Annotated in this window: 20 protein-coding genes; 7 read left to right on the top strand and 13 right to left on the bottom strand. The window is 56.3% G+C overall.

Features of this window, described 5'->3' with window-relative positions; translation table 11 throughout:
• Positions 1-132: 132 nt before the first annotated feature.
• The 6 genes from nanR to zapE form a co-directional block, all read right to left on the bottom strand.
• On the bottom strand, positions 133-924 hold the full coding sequence (nanR, locus tag CSK29544_RS02825; RefSeq protein ID WP_029039433.1) for a transcriptional regulator NanR: 792 nt from the start codon (positions 922-924) through the stop codon (positions 133-135).
• A gap of 99 nt (positions 925-1,023) precedes the next feature.
• Positions 1,024-1,515 carry a ClpXP protease specificity-enhancing factor gene (sspB, locus tag CSK29544_RS02830; RefSeq protein WP_004385110.1) on the bottom strand — a complete coding sequence of 164 codons (492 nt, stop codon included), beginning with the start codon at positions 1,513-1,515 and terminating at the stop codon, positions 1,024-1,026.
• Between the two features lie 5 nt (positions 1,516-1,520).
• Entirely contained in the window at positions 1,521-2,162 is a 642-nt protein-coding gene (gene sspA / locus CSK29544_RS02835) for a stringent starvation protein SspA (RefSeq protein WP_004385111.1), read from the bottom strand.
• A 313-nt stretch (positions 2,163-2,475) separates the two neighbouring features.
• Complete coding sequence (gene rpsI / locus CSK29544_RS02840) at positions 2,476-2,868, bottom strand: 30S ribosomal protein S9 (RefSeq protein ID WP_000829818.1); 393 nt, start codon at positions 2,866-2,868, stop codon at positions 2,476-2,478.
• Positions 2,869-2,882: 14 nt separating this feature from the next.
• Complete coding sequence (rplM, locus tag CSK29544_RS02845; protein ID WP_002437467.1) at positions 2,883-3,311, bottom strand: 50S ribosomal protein L13; 429 nt, start codon at positions 3,309-3,311, stop codon at positions 2,883-2,885.
• Between the two features lie 250 nt (positions 3,312-3,561).
• Positions 3,562-4,698, bottom strand: coding sequence for a cell division protein ZapE (gene zapE, locus CSK29544_RS02850; protein WP_007888191.1), 1,137 nt, complete (start codon positions 4,696-4,698; stop codon positions 3,562-3,564).
• A 203-nt stretch (positions 4,699-4,901) separates the two neighbouring features.
• On the opposite strand from zapE, the gene zapG reads away from it, so the two are divergent.
• The 3 genes from zapG to degS all read left to right on the top strand — a co-directional run bounded on the left by zapG (position 4,902) and on the right by degS (position 7,998).
• The gene (gene zapG, locus CSK29544_RS02855; protein WP_004385113.1) at positions 4,902-5,300 is read left to right on the top strand and encodes a Z-ring associated protein ZapG; all 399 of its coding nucleotides are present in this window, start codon (positions 4,902-4,904) and stop codon (positions 5,298-5,300) included.
• 172 nt (positions 5,301-5,472) lie between these two features.
• Positions 5,473-6,840, top strand: coding sequence for a serine endoprotease DegQ (gene degQ / locus CSK29544_RS02860; RefSeq protein WP_007888192.1), 1,368 nt, complete (start codon positions 5,473-5,475; stop codon positions 6,838-6,840).
• A gap of 90 nt (positions 6,841-6,930) precedes the next feature.
• Positions 6,931-7,998 (top strand): outer membrane-stress sensor serine endopeptidase DegS, encoded by a 1,068-nt coding sequence (gene degS, locus CSK29544_RS02865; RefSeq protein ID WP_004385116.1) that lies wholly within the window; start codon positions 6,931-6,933, stop codon positions 7,996-7,998.
• 60 nt (positions 7,999-8,058) lie between these two features.
• Here degS and mdh read toward each other — a convergent pair whose 3' ends face one another.
• Positions 8,059-8,997, bottom strand: coding sequence for a malate dehydrogenase (gene mdh, locus CSK29544_RS02870; RefSeq protein ID WP_004385118.1), 939 nt, complete (start codon positions 8,995-8,997; stop codon positions 8,059-8,061).
• Between the two features lie 436 nt (positions 8,998-9,433).
• Between mdh and argR the strand changes: the two genes are divergently transcribed.
• From argR to yhcN (CSK29544_RS02885), 3 genes are all read left to right on the top strand, one after another.
• Positions 9,434-9,904, top strand: a complete 471-nt coding sequence (argR, locus tag CSK29544_RS02875; protein WP_004385120.1) for a transcriptional regulator ArgR — start codon at positions 9,434-9,436, stop codon at positions 9,902-9,904.
• A gap of 364 nt (positions 9,905-10,268) precedes the next feature.
• The gene (yhcN, locus tag CSK29544_RS02880; RefSeq protein WP_004385122.1) at positions 10,269-10,532 is read left to right on the top strand and encodes a peroxide/acid stress response protein YhcN; all 264 of its coding nucleotides are present in this window, start codon (positions 10,269-10,271) and stop codon (positions 10,530-10,532) included.
• Positions 10,533-10,646: 114 nt separating this feature from the next.
• Entirely contained in the window at positions 10,647-10,913 is a 267-nt protein-coding gene (yhcN, locus tag CSK29544_RS02885) for a peroxide/acid stress response protein YhcN (RefSeq protein ID WP_004385123.1), read from the top strand.
• Between the two features lie 70 nt (positions 10,914-10,983).
• On the opposite strand, the gene CSK29544_RS02890 is transcribed toward yhcN (CSK29544_RS02885), so the two are convergent.
• The 5 genes from CSK29544_RS02890 to aaeX all read right to left on the bottom strand — a co-directional run bounded on the left by CSK29544_RS02890 (position 10,984) and on the right by aaeX (position 15,956).
• Positions 10,984-11,256, bottom strand: a complete 273-nt coding sequence (locus CSK29544_RS02890) for a barstar family protein (RefSeq protein WP_004385124.1) — start codon at positions 11,254-11,256, stop codon at positions 10,984-10,986.
• A gap of 45 nt (positions 11,257-11,301) precedes the next feature.
• Positions 11,302-12,756, bottom strand: coding sequence for an NAD-dependent succinate-semialdehyde dehydrogenase (locus CSK29544_RS02895; protein ID WP_007888202.1), 1,455 nt, complete (start codon positions 12,754-12,756; stop codon positions 11,302-11,304).
• Positions 12,757-12,839: 83 nt separating this feature from the next.
• Positions 12,840-14,807, bottom strand: coding sequence for a p-hydroxybenzoic acid efflux pump subunit AaeB (aaeB, locus tag CSK29544_RS02900; protein WP_029039432.1), 1,968 nt, complete (start codon positions 14,805-14,807; stop codon positions 12,840-12,842).
• Between the two features lie 5 nt (positions 14,808-14,812).
• Positions 14,813-15,745 (bottom strand): p-hydroxybenzoic acid efflux pump subunit AaeA, encoded by a 933-nt coding sequence (gene aaeA / locus CSK29544_RS02905; protein ID WP_004385127.1) that lies wholly within the window; start codon positions 15,743-15,745, stop codon positions 14,813-14,815.
• Positions 15,746-15,752: 7 nt separating this feature from the next.
• Positions 15,753-15,956, bottom strand: a complete 204-nt coding sequence (gene aaeX / locus CSK29544_RS02910) for a p-hydroxybenzoic acid efflux pump operon protein AaeX (RefSeq protein ID WP_004385128.1) — start codon at positions 15,954-15,956, stop codon at positions 15,753-15,755.
• Positions 15,957-16,130: 174 nt separating this feature from the next.
• On the opposite strand from aaeX, the gene aaeR reads away from it, so the two are divergent.
• Positions 16,131-17,075, top strand: coding sequence for an HTH-type transcriptional activator AaeR (aaeR, locus tag CSK29544_RS02915; RefSeq protein ID WP_004385129.1), 945 nt, complete (start codon positions 16,131-16,133; stop codon positions 17,073-17,075).
• 40 nt (positions 17,076-17,115) lie between these two features.
• Here the strand turns inward: aaeR and tldD are convergent, their stop codons facing one another.
• The gene (tldD, locus tag CSK29544_RS02920) at positions 17,116-18,561 is read right to left on the bottom strand and encodes a metalloprotease TldD (RefSeq protein WP_007888214.1); all 1,446 of its coding nucleotides are present in this window, start codon (positions 18,559-18,561) and stop codon (positions 17,116-17,118) included.
• Between the last annotated feature and the right edge of the window lie 34 nt (positions 18,562-18,595).

Below are 18,595 nucleotides of genomic sequence, written 5' to 3' on the forward strand. Positions count from 1 at the left end.
GAACATCCTCATCTGTAAAGTGAGAATGACTATATACCTTTATACCTGTTATACCAGATCAAATATTCACCAGCCTGCCACATAAGCGCGGTTATGCGATCGGCTTCACTCTTTGATCAAGGAGGATCGAAATTATTTGCGGGATTTTTTCTTCTGGCTGAGCGTCTGCCAGGTCGCAAAAACGCTGTTCAGATGCGTTTGTAGCGCGCGGTCAGCTTCATCAGGATCGCGTTTGCGGATAGCGTCAACAATCGCAATGTGCTGCTGGTAACTGATATTGTTGTGCTCAATCAACTCTGCGTCAGGCACGGCAGGACGCGCAGCGATAAGCCAGTCCAGCAGGGCCACATGAATGGCCATAAAAATGGGATTACCGGGGATTTCAGCCAGAACGCGATGGAACTCTACATCCGAGCGGATAAACTGCGCGTTATCCGCGAGCGACTGGCGATTAATGTCCAGTGCTTTGGTCAACCGTTCGAGTTGTTCGTCGGTGGCTTTTTCAGCCGCGTAGCGCACCAGGCTGGATTCAAAAAACAGTCGTAGCTGTTCGAAATGGGCGATGCCGCCCGGATGAGAAAGGAAATCCTTCGCCATACCGGAGAGCTCGCTAATGATTGTGTCTGCGGAAGGGCGCGATACGCGGGCGCGCTCGCCGTTACTGATTTGCACCAGCCCTTTACGCTTCAGCGCCGCCAGCGCCTCCCTGACAGAAGGACGCCCCACGTTGAAAAAAGCCATTAACTCACGCTCGGAAGGCAGCGGCTCCCCTTCCGCAAATTCACGGCGGCGGATCATCTGCTCCAGTTCTTCCTCTACCATTTCAGAAAGCTTTTTGCGCGCCAGCGGACGGCGGCCCAGGCTGCGCCCGATAGCGTCGGAAGCATCTTCAGATTGTGAGTCGAATGGGTTCATAGACGGCATGCTATTGAAAGGTGACACTTTACTCATCCTATCACAGGATTTTCAGGCTGGCGAAACACCGGGCGGATAACAAAACAGGCCCATCGGGCCTGTCAGGAACTACTTCACCACGCGCAGCGCAGGGCGTCCGCCACGCGGCGGCGGCTCGTCACCCGGATCGTTATCATCCGCATCGTCAGGCTTATCGCCATCAATGACAGACATGACCGTTTCCGGCTCTTCCGCGCTGTTTTCGTCGTTCAGGCTCGCCATCTCTTCATCATAAGCGGCTTCGGGCTCGAACATCGTACCGGCGCCGTTTTCACGGGCGTAGATAGCCAGCACGGCTGCCAGCGGCACGGTGACCTGACGCGGTACGCCGCCGAAACGGGCGTTGAAACGCACTTCGTCATTCGCCAGTTCCAGATTACCGACCGCGCGCGGCGCGATATTGAGAACAATTTGCCCGTCGCGCGCGTACTCCAGCGGCACCAGCACGCCCGGCAGCGTCACATCCACGACCAGGTGCGGCGTCAGCTGGTTATCCAGCAGCCATTCATAGAAGGCACGCAACAGATAAGGACGACGTGGAGAGAGCTGAGAGATATCCATAAGGTTTAGCCCCGGGTTTGCAGACGGATTTCGCGCTCGGCTTCGGTCAGCGAAGCCAGGAACGAATCACGCTCAAACACGCGAGTCATATAACCTTTGAGCTCTTTAGCGCCCGCGCCGCTGAACTCAACACCTAACTGCGGCAGACGCCACAGCAGCGGTGCCAGATAGCAATCCACCAGGCTGAACTCATCGCTCAGGAAATAGGGCTTCTGACCGAATACCGGCGCGATAGCCAGCAGCTCTTCACGCAGCTGTTTACGCGCGTTATCGGCTTCCTGGGCGGAACCGCTGACAATCACGTTCATCAGCGAGTACCAGTCTTTCTCGATACGGTGCATATACAGGCGGCTTTCACCGCGGGCCACCGGGTACACCGGCATTAACGGCGGGTGCGGGAAACGCTCATCAAGATATTCCATAATGATGCGCGACTCCCACAGAGTCAGTTCACGGTCTACCAGCGTCGGCACGCTTTGATTTGGGTTGAGGTCAATCAGATCCTGCGGCAGGTTATCCGTTTCCACATGCTCAATTTCAAAGCTGACACCTTTCTCAGCCAGCACAATGCGGACCTGATGGCTGTAGATATCAGTAGGACCAGAAAACAGCGTCATTACCGAACGTTTGTTGGCAGCGACAGCCATGAAAACCTCCAGGTATATTCAGAAAGTTACTGCTACCAGCCGCAAACACGACTGGCCTTATTAATCACCCTTCCGTGCCGAACTTTCTTCCGTCTCTAAAACGAACAAAACGTGAACAGTTACCAGCATTTGGGCACAAAATTGGATGATAGTTTACCAGATTTTGCGCAGCTTGTGGTGAGAGGTTTTATCCGATTGCCGTAAATGGGCGGGATTTCAGTAGATTAGCGGCCAGATAAAAATTCCGGGCATAAAAAAACCCGGCGTTGTGCCGGGTTTTTCGCCAATTCGATTCTGCCAAAGCAGAAAAGGATTAACGTTTGGAGAACTGCGGACGACGACGTGCTTTACGCAGACCGACTTTCTTACGTTCAACCTGACGAGCGTCACGAGTAACGAAGCCAGCTTTACGCAGTTCAGAGCGCAGAGACTCATCATATTCCATCAGAGCGCGGGTGATACCGTGACGGATCGCACCAGCCTGACCGGAGATACCACCACCTTTAACGGTGATGTACAGATCCAGTTTCTCAACCATGTCGACCAGTTCCAGCGGCTGACGAACTACCATGCGGGCAGTTTCGCGACCGAAGTACTGTTCCAGAGAACGCTGGTTGATAACGATTTTACCGTTGCCCGGTTTGATAAACACACGAGCGGCGGAGCTTTTGCGGCGACCAGTGCCGTAGTATTGATTTTCAGCCATTGCCATAATCCCGATTAGATGTCCAGAACTTGCGGTTGCTGCGCCGCGTGGTTGTGCTCGTTGCCCGCGTAAACTTTCAGTTTACGGTACATAGCACGGCCCAGAGGGCCCTTCGGCAGCATGCCTTTAACCGCGATTTCAATTACGCGCTCAGGACGGCGGGCAATCATCTCTTCAAAGGTCGCTTCTTTGATACCACCGATGTGGCCAGTGTGGTGGTAGTACATTTTGTCAGAACGCTTGTTGCCGGTTACAGCAACTTTTTCTGCGTTCAGAACGATGATGTAATCACCGGTATCAACGTGCGGAGTGTATTCCGCTTTGTGCTTACCGCGCAGGCGACGAGCCAGTTCGGTAGCCAGACGGCCCAGAGTTTTACCGGTCGCGTCAACAACGTACCAGTCGCGTTTTACGGTTTCTGGTTTAGCTGTAAAAGTTTTCATTAAAAGCTTACCCAAATATAGAGTTACACGTTGGCGAACACCCAAACGCTTAAATTGAGTTGAGGTTCACACGACAAAGTCCGCAAACCTACCCCCTCGGATATGTTTTCGGCACACAAAAGTTTCGGGAAAAAAACTTTGTTGTAACGTGGGGTCGCAAGATTATAGAGAAGTCGAGTATAAAGATCGACCCCTTTTATGAGGAAAGTACCTGAATTCGCTCCCCTGCGGGCAGAGGAGCGGTCAGGCGTCAGGCCAGATGCGGGCGTTTGAGGTATTCCTCGCTCTGCATCTCCTGCAAACGCGACAAACAACGCTTAAATTCAAACTGCAGTTGCTCGCCCTGATAGATGTCATCCAGCGGCGCATCCGCCGAGACCACCAGCTTCACCTGGCGTTCATAAAACTCATCCACCAGCGCGATAAAGCGCCGCGCCGCGTTCTCGGTGGAAGTGGTCATCACCGGCACGTCAAACAACAGCACGGTATGGAACTGGCGCGACAGCGCGATGTAGTCATGCTGGCTGCGCGCGTCCACGCATAAGGTGGCGAAGGACGCGGCCAGCGTCTGGTTTTCCACACCAAGCGTCGGCAGCGGGCGATGGTTAATCTCAAGCGACGGTGCCGCCGCGGCGTTACGCGGTGCGCCCGCCAGCGCCTGCCAGAGTTTGTCCATCTGGCGCGCCGTCTCTTCACTGCGCGGCGAGAGCCACAAATGCGCCTGAGTCAGCGTGCGCAGGCGGTAATCGATACCCGCATCGACGTTCATCACATCGCAGTGCGCTTTAATCGCCTCGATAGCCGGCAGAAAACGCGTGCGCTGCAGGCCGTTGCGGTACAGCTCATCGGGCGGAATATTTGACGTCGCGACAAGCGTAATGCCGCGCGCGAACAGCGCCTGCATCAGGCCGCCAAGCAGCATGGCATCCGTAATATCGGAGACAAAAAATTCATCGAAGCAGATAACGTCCGCCTGCGCTTTAAAGCCGTCAGCAACCACTTCCAGCGGATCGGTCTGCCCTTGCAGCGCGGCGAGCTCTTCATGCACGCGCAGCATAAAGCGGTGAAAGTGCAGCCTGAGTTTGCGCTCGCCCGGCAGGCTATGAAAGAACAGATCCATCAGCCAGGTTTTTCCGCGCCCGACGCCGCCCCACATATATAAGCCGCGTACCGGCGCTTCACTGGCCGTCTCTTTGCGTTTTCCAAACAGCTTGCCGACTTTGGTCAGCAGGCCGCCACGAGCAGGCGCTGGCGCGTCGGTTTTCTGCGAAAGCCCCTGCCAGATAAGATTCAGACGATTTACCGCTTCATGCTGGACGTCGTCCGGCTGATGGGTGCCCTCTTTCAGGGCCTGTTGGTAGCGCGATGTCGGAGAGATGCTCTGCATATATTATTCTTACTTCCTGAAAACGTTCGCCGCAGCGTTATTTTGGCCAAAAAAAGGCCGCTCTACACTACGCCATGCCGCTCCAGGATTCCACTTCTCCTGAATTAGCGGTTATAGTGGGTTTACCGGTCGACGGCACGCAGACGAGAAACCAAGCCTCGCCGTTACCACCCTACGGAATCACAAGACAACGGGAGATGTTCATGACCTGGGAATATGCGCTTATTGGGTTAGTCGTCGGCATCATTATCGGCGCCGTCGCTATGCGTTTCGGTAACCGCAAATTACGTCAACAGCAGGCTCTGCAGTACGAGCTTGAGAAAAACAAAGCGGAGCTTGACGACTACCGCGAAGAACTGGTCAGCCACTTCGCCCGCAGCGCCGAACTGCTGGATAACATGGCGCACGACTATCGTCAGCTTTATCAGCACATGGCGAAAAGCTCCAGCAGCCTGCTGCCGGAAATGTCCGCAGAGACCAACCCGTTCCGCAATCGCCTTGCGGAATCGGAAGCGAGCAACGATCAGGCGCCGGTCCAGATGCCGCGCGACTATTCGGACAGCGCGTCTGGTCTGCTGCGTACCGGCGCGAAGCGCAACTGATTCAGCTAACTATCCTTACCGTCGGGCGCATTTGCGCCCGCTTTTCTTTGGGCGCTGACTATGCTTATTCTGAGCGCTGCCGTCCCGATGACAGCATTGTTACGACATTGAGAATTCAATAATATCCGTGTTTTCAGGTGACTTTTATAACCAGGTTGCGAGAGCTGCGTTCATGAAAAAACAAACCCTGCTGTTAAGTGCGTTAGCGTTAAGTCTCGGTTTATCTCTGTCGGCGCCCGCGCCGGTGCTCGCTGCGCTGCCATCGCAGGTACCGGGCCAGCCTGCGATCCCAAGCCTCGCGCCGATGCTGGAAAAAGTGCTGCCTGCGGTTGTCAGCGTGCGGGTGGAAGGCACCGCCGTGCAGGAACAGCGCGTGCCGGAAGAGCTCAAAAAGTTTTTCGGCGAATCGATGCCAGACCAGCAGGCGCAGCCGTTTGAAGGTCTCGGCTCCGGTGTGATTATCGACGCCGCGAAAGGCTATGTGCTCACCAATAATCACGTGATTAATCATGCCCAGAAAATCAGCGTTCAGCTCAATGACGGCCGCGAGTTCGACGCCAAACTGATTGGCGGTGACGACCAGAGCGATATCGCGCTGATCCAGCTGCAAAACGCCAGCAACCTGACGCAAATTCAGATAGCGGATTCCGATAAACTGCGCGTCGGCGATTTCGTGGTGGCGGTTGGCAACCCGTTCGGGCTCGGCCAGACGGCGACGTCCGGCATTGTCTCGGCGTTAGGCCGCAGCGGGCTCAATCTCGAAGGCTTCGAAAACTTTATTCAGACCGATGCGTCCATTAACCGCGGTAACTCCGGCGGCGCACTGCTGAACCTCAACGGCGAGCTTATCGGTATCAACACCGCGATTCTCGCGCCGGGCGGCGGCAGCATCGGTATCGGTTTCGCTATTCCGGCGAATATGGCCCAGACCCTCGCCAAACAGCTGATGCAGTCAGGCGAGGTGAAACGCGGTCTGCTCGGCATTAAAGGCACCGAGATGAGCGCTGATATCGCCAAAGCGTTCAACCTGAACACCCAGCGCGGCGCGTTCGTTAGCGAAGTGCTGCCAAACTCAGGCTCCGCTAAAGCGGGCATTAAAGCGGGCGACGTGATCGTAAGCCTCAATGGCCGCCCGCTGAACAGCTTCGCCGAACTGCGCTCGCGCATCGCCACCACCGAGCCTGGCACGAAAGTGAAGCTGGGGCTGCTGCGCGACGGTAAAGCCCAGGAAGTGGAAGTGACGCTTGATAAAAGCACGTCTTCTTCCGCCAGCGCCGATATCATCGCGCCAGCCTTACAGGGCGCGACGTTAAGCGACGGCCAGCTTAAAGACGGCACCAAAGGCGTTACCATTAATAGCGTCGAAAAAGGCAGCGCCGCGGCCCAGGCGGGCCTGCAGAAAGATGACGTGATCGTTGGCGTAAACCGAGCACGCGTCAGCTCCATCGCTGAAATGCGCAAGCTGCTGGAGAGTAAGCCTGCCATTATCGCGCTGCATATCGTGCGCGGTAACGACAGCCTCTATTTACTGCTGCGTTAATAAACTGAGACAACGGACATCACGCCGCGTGTGATGTCCGTTTAACTCATGATATGCTGCGCCCGTCCCCTGACTACTTATTCCATACACATGTTTCTGAAGCTTTTACGCTCGGTTATTGCGGGGTTGATTGTCGCCGCGTTGCTGCTGACGCTCGTACCTTCCCTGCGCCCTTATAATCCGCTGTTGCAGCAAAAGCTCGACAGCGTCGATGAAACGCCCGTGAGTTATAACCGGGCGGTGCGCCGTGCTGCGCCTGCGGTCGTGAACGTCTATAACCGCAGCCTCGGCGGCAGCAATCGCAGCCAGCTGGAAATTCGCACGCTCGGCTCCGGCGTTATCATGGATCAGCGCGGCTATATTCTGACTAACAAACATGTCATCAACGACGCCGATCAGATTATCGTGGCGCTGCAGGATGGCCGCGTGTTTGAAGCGCTGCTGGTAGGTTCAGACAGCCTGACCGATCTGGCCGTGCTGAAAATTAACGCGACCGCCCTGCCGGTAATTCCCATCAACCCACAGCGAATGCCGCATATTGGCGATGTCGTCATGGCAATAGGTAACCCGTACAACCTCGGGCAGACCATTACGCAGGGGATTATCAGCGCCACCGGGCGAATCGGCCTGAACCCGTCCGGACGCCAGAATTTCCTGCAAACCGACGCCTCCATCAACCACGGCAACTCCGGCGGCGCGCTGGTGAACTCGCTTGGCGAGCTGATGGGTATCAACACGCTCTCTTTTGATAAGAGCAACGACGGCGAAACGCCGGAAGGCATCGGTTTTGCGATCCCAACACAGCTTGCCACGCGCATTATGGAAAAACTTATCCGCGACGGGCGCGTGATCCGCGGCTATATCGGTATCAGCGGACGTGAAATTACGCCTATGCACACGCCAGCGGCGGGTATCGATCAGATACAGGGGATTGTGGTGAACGACGTGGCGCAGGACGGCCCTGCCGCGCGCGCAGGCATTCAGGTGAATGATGTGATTGTGTCGGTTAACAACAAGCCCGCCATCTCCGCGCTGGAAACCATGGATCAGGTGGCGGAAATTCGTCCTGGCTCAGTGATCCCGGTGGAAGTAATGCGAAACGATCGCAAGCTCACCATTCAGGTGACGATTCAGGAATACCCGGCGACGCCGGAATAACGGAATCGCAGACATAAAAAAACCGGAACCTGCGTTCCGGTTTTTTTTGCTCGTTAACGCTTACTTGTTAACGAACTCTTCGCCCAGGGCGATATCTTTTTTCAGCGTATCCAGCATGCCTTCCAGCGCTTGCTGTTCATAAGCGCTCAGCGTGCCGATCGGTTTACGCTCTTCAATGCCGTTTTTACCCAGCAGGAGCGGCTGAGAGAAGAAGCGGGCATATTCGCCGTCGCCTTCCACATAGGCGCATTCCACCACGCCCTGCTCGCCCTGCAGTGCACGCACCAGAGAGAGACCGAAACGCGCAGCCGCCTGGCCCATAGAGAGGGTCGCAGAGCCCCCGCCCGCTTTCGCTTCCACCACTTCGGTACCCGCGTTCTGAATGCGTTTGGTCAGATCGGCCACTTCCTGGTCGGTGAAGTTCACGCCCGGGATCTGGGAGAGCAGCGGCAGAATGGTCACGCCTGAGTGGCCGCCGATTACCGGCACGTCCAGCTCAGCCGGTTTTTTACCTTTCAGTTCCGCCACAAAGGTGTTGGAGCGGATGATGTCCAGCGTGGTCACGCCAAACAGTTTGTTCTTGTCGTATACGCCTGCTTTTTTCAGCACTTCTGCCGCGATGGCGACAGTGGTGTTCACCGGGTTGGTGATGATGCCGATGCACGCTTTCGGGCAGGTGGTCGCCACCTGCTGAATCAGGTTTTTCACAATGCCTGCGTTCACGTTGAACAGGTCAGAGCGATCCATACCCGGTTTACGGGCAACGCCTGCGGAGATCAGCACCACATCAGCGCCTTCCAGCGCCGGTTTGGCGTCTTCACCGGAGAAACCTTTGATTTTCACGTCGGTCGGGATATGACTCAAATCCACCGCAACCCCTGGGGTCACCGGCGCAATGTCATACAGAGAGAGTTCTGAACCTGAAGGCAGTTGGGTCTTGAGTAGAAGGGCAAGCGCCTGGCCGATACCGCCTGCCGCGCCGAGGACTGCAACTTTCATCCTAAACTCCTTATTATGGTTAGCAATTGTGTGCCGTTACTCCATGAGGTGGCGACCATAATCATCCTGGGAGGAAGTTATAGCACTCTTTTCGCCCGCAGTTTGCGATCGTAGCGCGGTTTAACTGAAAGCGATGCGGCCTTCTCGCCCGGGTGCAGATGACGCGAATACCGCCGGGTCACTACCGAAGCAACATCTCAACAGGCGGTTACATTACACCCTCTTTAAGCATCAAAACAACATCATTTTGATAACATTTAGTTTACTTAAAGCCTTATTTGCGAGTCGTGACGCAGGCATGTTCCTCGATAACGTAATTTGATAAAATTCGTCTCTTTCATAACATTATTTCAGCCCGCCGCAAGGCAGACCATTTGCATAAAAATTCATCACAATGCATAATAATGTTGTTTATTGGCCTGTATACGGGTGATATATGCGTAGCTCCGCAAAACAAGAAGAATTAGTCAAAGCCTTCAAGGCGTTACTAAAAGAAGAGAAGTTCAGTTCTCAGGGCGAAATCGTCCAGGCGCTTCAGGATCAGGGTTTCGAGAACATCAACCAGTCCAAAGTCTCCCGCATGTTAACGAAATTTGGCGCCGTGCGTACCCGCAACGCCAAAATGGAGATGGTGTACTGCCTGCCGGTTGAGCTTGGCGTGCCGACGACCTCCAGCCCGCTGAAAAACCTGGTGCTGGATATCGACTATAACGACGCAGTGGTGGTGATTCATACCAGCCCCGGTGCCGCGCAGCTTATCGCGCGTCTGCTGGATTCTCTCGGCAAAGCCGAAGGGATTCTGGGCACCATTGCCGGTGACGACACTATCTTTACCACGCCTGCGCGTGGCTTTACGGTGAAAGATCTCTACGAAGCCATTCTGGTATTGTTCGAGCAGGAACTCTAAGCGCTGTGCCGCCGCCGGATCTTCCGGCGGTTATCCTCTTCCCTTCGTATTTCCACTTTCTTTTAATACCCGAACCGCGTCATCCACCTGTTTTTTGCCGCTACGGCTGCGCGAACGTCTGAAGACCGCACAAATCGTCAAATTCACTCAATCTATTGATTTATCGAAAAAATGATCTGAAAACGGACTTTTTACCCTCATTTTTATAATGATCGGTAATAAAAAGCATGCCCGGACCGAACAAAGTTTCATAGTAAATAATTAGGATCGTATTAATTTTTCGGGTAACTAGTGTATACTTATTTTTGTGATGAGGGTCACACAATAAGACCCCACCGATAACAATTACGACGAGGAAAAGAACATGAAAACTAAATCTACTGTAACAGCCCTGACACTTCTCTCCATGCTGTCCTTCGGCGCTTTCGCGGCGGACTCCATCAACGCAGAACAGGCGCAGAATCGTCAGTCTATCGGTACCGTTTCTGTTGACGCCGTAAACGCGGCTCCGATGGATCTGCGTGCGATGCTGAATGAAAAAGCAGAAGCGAAAGGCGCAACCGCGTATCGCGTGATTGAAGCCCGTACTGGCGACCACTGGCACGCCACTGCTGAGCTTTATAAATAAGCGTTATAACCGTCAGGCGTTTACGCACGACGAAAGTAATACCTCTCAGCGGCCCGATAAAAATCGTACGCTAACCATTAAGGCCGCTGAACACACCTGCATGAGGAATGAATAATGAAAACGACATTTACCATCGCTGCTCTGGGCCTTGCATCCGTACTCTCTTTTGGTGCGAGCGCCGCAGTACAACAAGTCAACGCGCAACAGGCGCAAAATCTCCAGCCGATGGGCTCCGTCTCCGTGACACAGCTGAGCGGCTCGCCGATGGATGTTCGCCAGCAACTGGCCGCTAAAGCAGAAAAAGAAGGCGCAAGCAGCTATCGCATCACTGAGCTGACTCAGGGCGATCACTGGCACGCCACGGCAGAACTGTACAAATAAACCCTCGTCGTCTTCTCCGACGACTTTTGCCCCTGCTTCGCGGGGGCCTTTTTGAGGGTTTGGAGTATGGCTATTGCCGGATATTGAAGAGGAGCTGACCTTCCAGCTCCTCTTCTGCTTCATCAAACAGCAGAATCAGCGCGCCAAAGCGGCGTTTCACTTCCGCCGTCACATGCAGGAAGACAATCTCCAGCGGTAACGGCAGCCCCTCTTCCATCACCACCTTCCACAGACTATCCAGATCCGTTACGCGCGCGGCCCCGATGCCAAACGTGTCGGCAAATGCCCGATAGAAATCCTGCTGACTGGCAATTGTACTGAAATCAAAACTGTAGCTTTTCATTGTCGCCACCACGTTTAGCGGGCGGCTGTGATGCCGCCCCCACGCTTATAACCCGCCAAGATGCAGCGTTTTCACTTCCATAAACTCATCGAGGCCCAGCACAGAGCCTTCGCGCCCAAGCCCTGACTCCTTCACGCCGCCGAACGGCGCCACCTCGGTCGAAACGGCACATTCGTTAACGCCAATCATGCCGCTTTCCAGCTGCTGTGAGACGCGGAACACGCGCTGAAGGTTCTGAGTGTAAAAGTAAGCGGCGAGGCCATAAGGCGTATTGTTGGCCCGCGCGATAACTTCCTCTTCGGTTTTAAAGCTAAAGCAAGCCGCCAGCGGGCCGAACGTCTCTTCCTGCGCCAGCTTCATGTCGTCACTGGCATCAATAAGCACGGTCGGCTGCCAGAAATTACCGCCGAGCGCATGCGGTTTGCCGCCGGTCAGCACTTTCGCGCCCTTCGCGACCGCGTCTTCCACATGCTCACGCACTTTATCGATCGCCGATTGCTCGATAAGCGGCCCGACGATCACGCCGTCTTCCATGCCGTTGCCCACTTTTAGCGCTTTTACCGCTTCCGACAGTTGATTGACGAAACGGTCATAAACGCCTTCCTGGATGTAAAAACGGTTAACGCTGACGCACACCTGGCCTGCGTTACGGAATTTATTGGCGACCGCGCCTTTGACCGCCGCGTCGATGTCGGCATCGTCAAACACGATGTACGGCGCATTGCCGCCAAGCTCCATCGACACTTTCTTCATCGTTTCAGCGGCGTTGCGCATCAGCGTTTTGCCAACAGCGGTCGAGCCAGTGAAGGAGATTTTGCGGACATCCGGGCTTGCCATAATGGCGTCGCTGATTTCCGATGTACTGCCCGCCACCGCGTTCAGCACGCCGTCCGGCACGCCTGCCTGTTGCGCCAGCGCCACCAGCGCGAAGGCGCTGAGCGGCGTATTGTTAGCGGGTTTAATCACGCCGGTGCAGCCCGCGGCGAGCGCCGGGCCAAGCTTGCGGGTCAGCATCGCCATCGGGAAGTTCCAGGGCGTGATCGCCGCCACCACGCCGACCGGCTCGCGGGTCGCCAGGATACGCGAGCCAGGCTTCACGGGTGGAATGATTTCGCCGTTGGCGCGTTTGGCCTGCTCGGCGAACCACTGAATAAAGCTCGCGGCGTATTCCACTTCGCCTTCGGCTTCTTTCAGCGGCTTGCCCTGCTCACTCGTCATCAGCTCGCCAAGCGCGCGCTTGTTTTCAATGATGAGTTGATACCAGCGATAGAGAATTTCAGAACGTTCTTTCGCGGTTTTGGCGCGCCAGGCAGGGAACGCGCGGCTGGCGGCGGCGATAGCGGCCTCGGTCTCTTTTTTTCCCGCTTTCGCAACCTGCGCGATGACGTCGCCCGTCGCCGGGTTCAGCACATCGAAGGTCTCCTGCGCGCTGTGCCATTTCCCGTCGACAAAATAGCCGGTTTTGAAAAACGCATATTCTGCAAATGCTTGTGCGGTCATTGTCCCCTCCTGCACGTGAAATTCCGTGGATGGAGGTAAGTATAGACAGAAAAAAACCGACGCTTTGGGCGTCGGTTTTGGCATTACGTGTTGGTAAAAGCCTGCTGATATTTATGAAGCATATCGGTCAGCCGCTTCACAGAATCAATCACCGACTGCGGCGCTGCCCAGACATGTAACTTCTCCTGGTAGACGGCCAGCTCATCCAGCAACTGGCGGAACGTCGCGCGTCGTTTTTCATCGCTGGAGGCGGAAATGACCCGGTCCGCCGTGCGTCTCAACTGACGGTGAAACGCCGAGAGATCGTCATTGACCGGCACCGGCGCTTCGCGCAGGCGCTGGTGCGCGATGATGAGATTCAACGCCAGGCGAAACTTCGCCACGTCATCCGGGAATTTGCTCAGCAGTAAAAAGAGCTGCTGATACAGCGCAGGCAGATGGTTTTCTTTGCGCCGCGCTTTGTTAGTGGTGAGCGAAGAAACCGCCGCCGAGACAAACTGGTTCAGCAACATGCGGCCGGTCTGCGCCTGCGAATTATCGCGGATCACCAGAATCACCATCATCGCCAGCACACAGCCCACCAGTTGCCCGAGCGCGCTGTCGAGGAACTGGCTGAAATGAAAGGTCATCGGGTTATCCAGCACCAGAATATTGATGGTGCCCGCCAGCGCGCCCATGGAACCGAGCCGCCGCTTTTGCACTTCGATGCCGATAAAAAAGCCGAGCAGCGCCAGGCTGATACACAGCAGCAACATGCTCTGCTGAGTCGAAGGGAGCACGACCAGAAAATAGAACGCCCCGAGCGGCAGCGCGACGAGCATCCCGTAGAGAAAATCGAGCGACACCATGCGCGGGTTCGGCAGGCGCATCGCCAGCGCCGTCACAACCGCAATCATGATCATCGCGCCGCTGCCGGAGGTCCAGCCGGTCCACAGCCAGAAGAGCGTGCCCAGCAGGCACGACACCGTCGTGCGCCAGAAGTTGATCATGGCGTGGTGGCGCTCCGCCGACGGCGCTTTAACCACCACTTCGTCGGTCAATACGTCCTCTTCCACCGCGCTGATTTTCGCGTTGGTGATCACGCCGCGCTTGAGCAGCAGATAACGTGTGGCCGCGCCCACCCAGGTGTAAATCGTCACCGGCGTGTCGTGCTCGCCGGTCCAGGAGAGCACGCGGCGGATGAATTTCAGGCGGCGATGGACGTCCGCGGCAGTTTCCACCGGCTCGACAAACAGCTCGCGGTATTCCGGCGCTATCGACTCCGGGCGGGTGTTCTGGATGAGATACGTCTCGCAGGCCTGGGTAATGAGCGTCAGCGAGAGCGTATTGAGCGCCTTAAGGCGGCGGTTCGCACGCACCCAGCGCGACGACTCCATATTCAGGTTCACCCGCATGCCGTCGAGCGCGGCGGTGCGGCGCACCAGCGCGCCCCAGGCTTTGTCCACCGCTTCGCTGTCGCCGTGGGCCATGCAGAGCTGCATCAGGCGAAACTGCTCCACCAGCAGCGCGTCCAGCTCACGGTCGATCTCTTTTTTAATGGAGCGTGGTGAGAACAGCAGATCGGCGATAATCGCGCAGAAGATCCCGAGCACGATTTCACTGCAGCGCTCCAGCGCGAACTGCGGCGCGAGCAGCGGTTCAGTCTGGATCGTGATGACGATAATCAGCGCCGTATAACCCGCAAGCCCCCAGGCGTACGAGTTTTCGACTTTCACCAGCGACGAGACCCAGGTGCAGAAACCGGCCCAGACGCAGCAAAGCGTCAGCATCACGACCGGCGCGCGAATGGTGCCAATGATCATCACCAGCGCGGCGATACAGCCGATGAATGTCCCGATGATGCGGAGCATCCCGCGATAGCGGATAGCGCCGGACCACGGCTCGCCGCCTGCGGCAAACGCCGGACCCGCGGCTACAATCGCCGCGGTCAGCACCGCCCAACGCGGCGTCTCAAGCTGAAAGTGAAACCCGACGAACAGCGCCAGCACAATGGCGGTGGCGAGCTTTATCGCAAAGCGCAGATGCCGGGGATCGATTGATAAAAAGCCCATCATCATTAGCCGAATTCGCGCAGACGGTGCATCAGCTTGTTAAAAGCCGATTCCTGGCTGCGGTCACGATCCCGCTCCCCCGTCACCACGACGGTCGCCGTCGTGCCAGCCGGGTAGAGGTTGCCGGGCTGTTTATCGAGGCGAATGCGTACCGGTACGCGCTGTGCCAGACGCACCCATTCAAGGTTGGAATCGACGGTCGCCATACCTTTGGCATCACGGGTGCTACTCGCGTTTGTCACGCCTGCCGAGACGCTGTCGACGGTGCCATGCAGCACGTTATTGCTGCCAAGCGGCGTAATCTCTACGCGAAAGCCAGGACGCACGCCTTCAAGCTTGGTCTCTTCCATATAAGCCTGAACGTAGAAGCTGTTCTGCTTAACCAGCGCCACCGCCGTGGAGCCGCGCGTAATAAATTCGCCGGTGTAAACGTTAAGGTTGGTGACCCAGCCATCCGCCGGTGCACGGATCACGGTGCGTTGCAGGTCAAGCTTCGCCAGATCGCGCGTCGCTTCGGCTTTCGCCAGCTGATGCAGCACGGTTTGCAGCACGTTGTTCGCCTGGTCTATCTCTTCACGCGACATCGCCTGAATGCCGAGCTGGTTACGACGGCCCGCCTCGCGGCGTTTTTCATTGGCCAGCGCCTGGTAATACGCGACATCGGCTTCGGCTTCTTCCAGCGCCTTCTGGTAGCGCGGCTGGTCTATAGTGAAAAGCACCTGATCTTTTTTCACCAGCTGGTTGTCATGCACGTCCACCGATGTGATAAGCCCGGCGACGTCAGGCGCGATGGCGACCACATCGGCGCTGAAGCGCGCATCACGCGTCCAGGGCGATTCGGTATAAAAACTCCAGGCGCGAAAAATGGCGATGAAGGCGAGCACGACCAGCACCACGGTGATGGCTGTGCGGGTGATTTTTGTTGTTAGTAGTTTCACATCAACCTCAGACAAACAAGCGCGACAGCAGATAAAACAGACAGCAGTAGAGCGCCGTATTAAATAACGCCGGATGCCAGACGAAATCGTAAATCCCGGTCGGGATCAGCGCGCGGCGCACCAGCCAGAAAATCGCCAGCGACAGCAGAAGCTCAAAAAAGATCGGCGGAAAGGAAAGACCGAATATCACAATGACCGGAAAAAGACTCATGTTGACCTTGATTTGCGTGCAGGCGATTGATTTTTAAACTATATTCCGCAACGAGTGACCAGGAATGGCCGGGCGAGAGTGCGGTGTAGTTATGTTGGAAATAATATATTAGCGTAACTGATAGTAAGTTATCTATGATATGTGATCTAAATCACTTTTAAGCCAGAGTGAATAATGGAACGACTAAAAAGAATGTCGGTGTTCGCCAAAGTGGTGGAGCTGGGCTCGTTTACCAGCGCCGCCAGGCAGCTTGAGATGAGCGTCTCCTCTATCAGTCAGACGGTATCGAAACTGGAAGATGAGTTGCAGGTCAAGCTGTTAAACCGCAGCACCCGCAGCATTGGCTTAACCGAGGCAGGCCGGATCTACTACCAGGGCTGCCGTCGTATGCTGCATGAAGTACAGGAAGTGCATGAACAGTTATACGCTTTTAATAATAGCCCTATCGGCACGCTGCGGATCGGCTGTTCTTCAACCATGGCGCAAAATGTGCTGGCGTCTCTGACCGCCGAAATGCTGCGCGACTATCCGGGGCTGTCGGTCAACCTGGTGACCGGTATTCCGGCACCCGATCTCATCGCCGACGGGCTGGACGTGGTGATCCGCGTCGGTGCGCTGCAGGATTCTAGCCTGTTTTCGAAGCGCCTCGGCTCAATGCCGATGGTTGTCTGCGCGGCCAAAAGCTATCTCGCCCAGGCGGGCACGCCGGAAAAACCCGCCGACCTCGCCAATCATTCATGGCTTGAATATAGCGTACGCCCGGACAATGAATTCGAGCTTATCGCGCCGGAAGGCATTTCCACCCGTCTGCTGCCGCAGGGGCGTTTTGTCACTAACGATCCGATGACCCTCTCCCGCTGGCTGAAGGCGGGCGCCGGCATTGCGTATGTGCCGCTGATGTGGGTGATCGACGAGATCAACAGCGGAGAACTGGAGATCCTGTTTCCGCGCTACCAGTCCGACCCGCGTCCGGTCTACGCGCTCTATACCGAAAAGGACAAACTGCCGCTTAAGGTGCAAGTGTGTATAAACGCGCTCAACGACTATTTCGTGAAAGTGGCGCAGGTATACCAGGAGATGCGGGGAAGAAACGTGAAGGGAAAAGAGAGCCGCGCCTGAGTGTCTCGCCCCTCGCAAACGGAGGGGCTATACCACATGCTTACGCCGTGCCGCCGACCGTGAGGTTATCGACCTTCAGCGTCGGCTGACCGACGCCCACCGGCAGGCTCTGGCCTTCTTTACCGCAGACGCCGACGCCGTTATCAAGCTTCACGTCGTTACCGACCATCGAAATCTGCTGCATCGCCTCGATGCCGGAGCCGATAAGCGTCGCGCCTTTCACCGGCTTCGTCACTTTACCGTTTTCGATGAGATACGCTTCCGACGTCGAGAAGACGAACTTACCGGAGGTGATATCCACCTGGCCGCCGCCGAAATTCGGCGCGAAGATCCCGTAATCCACGGATTCGATAATCTCCTGCGGCGTGGATTTCCCGGCCAGCATGTAAGTATTGGTCATGCGCGGCATCGGCAGGTGCGCGTAAGATTCGCGGCGGCCGTTACCGGTCGGCGCGACGCCCATCAGGCGCGCGTTGAGCTTATCCTGCATATAACCTTTCAGGATGCCGTTTTCGATCAGCACGTTGTACTGGCCCGGCACGCCTTCGTCATCAATCGCGAGAGAACCACGGCGATTGGCAAGCGTACCATCATCCACCACAGTACAGAGTTCAGACGCCACAAGCTCGCCCATTTGACCGCTGAAAACCGACGTGCCGCGACGGTTGAAGTCGCCTTCCAGACCGTGACCGACGGCTTCATGGAGCAGCACGCCCGGCCAGCCCGCGCCCAGCACAACCGGCAGCGTGCCGGCAGGTGCCGCCACCGCGCTCAGGTTTACCAGCGCCATGCGCACCGCTTCTCTCGCCCAGGCTTCAGCACGTATTTCGCCGTCGGTATTCTCCATAAACCACTGGTAGCCGAAACGGCCGCCGCCGCCGCTGGAGCCGCGCTCACGCTTGCCGTCTTCTTCCACCTGTACGCTCACGGAAAGGCGCACCAGCGGGCGCACGTCAGCCGCCAGCGTACCGTCCGTCGCCGCCACCAGAATCAGTTCATAGACGCCGGTCAGGCTCGCGCTTACTTCCTGGACGCGCTTGTCGGCGGCGCGCGCGGCGTTATCGACACGGCGCAAAATATCGAGCTTCTCTTCACGGCTCATGCTTTGCAGCGGATCGAGCGTGGTGTAGAGCGGCGAATAGTCCACGGCGCTCAGGGTTTTAATGCGCCCTTCGCCTTGCTCGCGCACGATGCTGCGCGCGGCCTGCGCGCTCTGCTCCAGCGCCAGCAGGCTAATCTGATCGGCATACGCGAAACCGGTTTTCTCGCCGCTGATGGCGCGTACGCCAACGCCCTGGTCGATATTGTAAGAGCCGTCTTTGATGATACGGTCTTCTAAAACCCAGGATTCGTGATAACTGGACTGAAAGTAAAGATCGCCGTAATCCAGGCGGCGCTCATAAAGCTGGCCCAGGATGGAGAAGAGATCCTGATGGCTCAGGCCATTGGCAGACAGTAGCTGCTCACTTACCAGGTTCAGACTCATTATTTGCTACTCTCTTGGTCCTGCCCGCACGGGC

Source organism: Cronobacter sakazakii, from assembly GCF_000982825.1.
GTDB classification, from domain to species: domain Bacteria; phylum Pseudomonadota; class Gammaproteobacteria; order Enterobacterales; family Enterobacteriaceae; genus Cronobacter; species Cronobacter sakazakii.